The organism is Deinococcus pimensis DSM 21231, assembly GCF_000519345.1.
Lineage (GTDB): Bacteria > Deinococcota > Deinococci > Deinococcales > Deinococcaceae > Deinococcus_A > Deinococcus_A pimensis.
Genome location: NZ_KI912646.1, coordinates 2,056 through 4,303 on the forward strand (window position 1 = coordinate 2,056; position 2,248 = coordinate 4,303).

Genomic DNA, 2,248 nt, shown 5'->3' on the forward strand with positions numbered 1-2,248 from the left:
TGGAGCCCGACGCGGCCCCCGGCACGCGCGAGGCGCACGGCGTGCACACCCACAACCCCGTCATCGTGCGGCTCGTGGAGGGCTACGTCCGCCTCGCCGCCGAGGACCGCGCGTCCCCCGCGCGGTGACAGGTCCGGCGTGACGCGCGGCGGTACGCTCGCGTCATGATCACCGGTCTCGACCACGTCCAGGTCTGCGCGCCCCGGGGGTGCGAGGACGCCGCCCGCGCCTTCTTCACCGACTTCCTCGGCCTGCCCGAGCTCCGCAAGCCGGACGCCCTGATCGCGAACGGCGGCGCGTGGTTCGCGCTGCCCGACGGGCGGCAGGTGCACGTCGGCTTGGAGGACCCCTTCACGCCCGCCCGCAAGGCGCACGCCTGCCTGCGCGCGGATGACCTCGACGAGGTCGCCCGCCGCGCCGCCGGGCACGGCGTGACCGTGGAGTTCGACTCGCGCCTCGCCCTGCGCCGCCTGTACCTCCTCGACCCCTGGGGCAACCGCTGGGAGATCGTGGAGGGCGCGCACGACGCCGTACCCCTCACGGGGGACGCCTGACGGGCGACGCGCGGCACCGTGACGGGGAGCGTCACGCTCTAGAATGCCCCCCATGACGACCCCGCCCGTTCCGCGCGACCACCTCGTGAGGTGGCTCGACGAGTACCTGCGCACGAGCGCCTTCCGCGACAAGAGCCTGAACGGCCTCCAGATCGAGGGCCGCGAGGACATCCGACGCGTCGCCGTCGCCGTGGACGCCTCCCTGCGCACCATCGAGGAGGCCGCCGACAGCGGCGCCGACCTGCTCGTCACGCACCACGGCCTCTTCTGGGGTCAGCCGCTCGCGCTGACCGGCCCGCACCGTCGCCGCGTGAAGGCCGCGCTCGACGCGGGCCTCAACCTCTACGTCTCGCACCTCCCGCTCGACGCGCACCCCGAGGTGGGCAACAACGCCGTCCTCGCGCAGGCCCTCAGCCTGCAGGACGTCGAACCCTTCGGCCTCGTCGGCCTGCGCGGCGAGCTGCCCATCCCCATGACCCTGCAGGACCTCGCGGACCGCCTGCAGAAGCTCACGGGCGAGATCTGCCTCGTACACGGCGGCGGCCCCGGCGAGGTGCGCCGCGTCGGCCTCACGTCCGGGAGCGGCGCCGGGGAGATTCCCGAGGCGGCCCGCGCGGGCCTCGACACCTTCATCACCGGCGAGCCCGAGCACCGCTACTTCCACGACTCCTTCGAGTACGGGATCAACGCCGTGTTCGCCGGGCACTACGAGACGGAGACCTTCGGCGTGCGCGCCCTCGCGACGAAGCTGGAGGACACCTTCGGCCTGCCGTGGCAGTTCATCCACGTGCCCACGGGCCTGTGATGGGACGGCCTCACGTCCACTCCGGAACTGCCCGGAACCTCACCGGACGGTTCCTCCGTTCCCGCGAGCCCGTCCTTTCCTCCACCCGCTCCGCTCGCCGTCCGAACGTTCCCTCGGAACGCACGGACGTGAGGTGAGCGTGTCCCTCTTCATCACCTTCGAGGGCCCGGAGGGCGCGGGGAAGTCCACCCAGGTGCGGCGGCTCGCCGCGCGCCTCGAGGGCGCGGGCGTTCCCCACCTCGTCACGCGTGAGCCCGGCGGCACGCCCATGGGCTTCCGCGTTCGCGAGCTGCTGCTCGACCCGGACGTGGACATCTCCCCGCTGAGCGAGTTCCTGCTGTACAGCGCCAGCCGCGCGCAGCTCGTCCGTGAGGTCATCGAACCCGCCCTCGCGGGCGGCAACGTCGTCGTCTGCGACCGCTACGCGGACTCCAGCGTCGCCTACCAGGGCTTCGGGCGCGGGCTGGAACGCGAGTTCCTCCAGACCGTCACCTGGGAGGCCACGCGCGGCGTGACGCCCGCCATCACCTTCCTGCTCGACCTCGACCCCGAGGAGGGCCTGCGCCGGGCCGCCGAGCGCGGCGCGAAGGACCGCCTCGAACTCGCCGACCTCGGCTTCCACCGCCGCGTCCGCGAGGGCTTCCTCGCGCTGGCGGCGTCGCAGCCCGAACGCTTCGTCGTCCTCGACGCCTCCCGCCCGGAGGAGGACCTCGCGGGCGCCGTGTGGGCGCTCGTGGAACGCACCCTCGCGTTCCTGCCGGGCCTCAGGCGCGGCTGATCATTCGAGCGGCGTGTCCGAGCCGCCCTGCGCCCGGCGCCACCCGTCGAACACCGGGTACCCGAACTGCTTCTTCAGCCCCGCCGCGTGCCCGTCCCACACGCGGCGGGC

The 2,248-nt window shown here is 73.5% G+C and carries 3 protein-coding genes; all 3 read left to right on the forward strand.

Features of this window, described 5'->3' with window-relative positions; translation table 11 throughout:
• Positions 1-164: 164 nt before the first annotated feature.
• The 3 genes from DEIPI_RS0112690 (at position 165) to tmk (ending at position 2,137) form a co-directional block, all read left to right on the forward strand.
• Entirely contained in the window at positions 165-554 is a 390-nt protein-coding gene (locus tag DEIPI_RS0112690; protein WP_027482002.1) for a VOC family protein, read from the forward strand.
• A 43-nt stretch (positions 555-597) separates the two neighbouring features.
• Positions 598-1,359 carry a Nif3-like dinuclear metal center hexameric protein gene (locus DEIPI_RS0112695; RefSeq protein ID WP_027482003.1) on the forward strand — a complete coding sequence of 254 codons (762 nt, stop codon included), beginning with the start codon at positions 598-600 and terminating at the stop codon, positions 1,357-1,359.
• Positions 1,360-1,492: 133 nt separating this feature from the next.
• Positions 1,493-2,137 (forward strand): dTMP kinase, encoded by a 645-nt coding sequence (tmk, locus tag DEIPI_RS0112700; protein ID WP_027482004.1) that lies wholly within the window; start codon positions 1,493-1,495, stop codon positions 2,135-2,137.
• Positions 2,138-2,248: the final 111 nt, after the last annotated feature.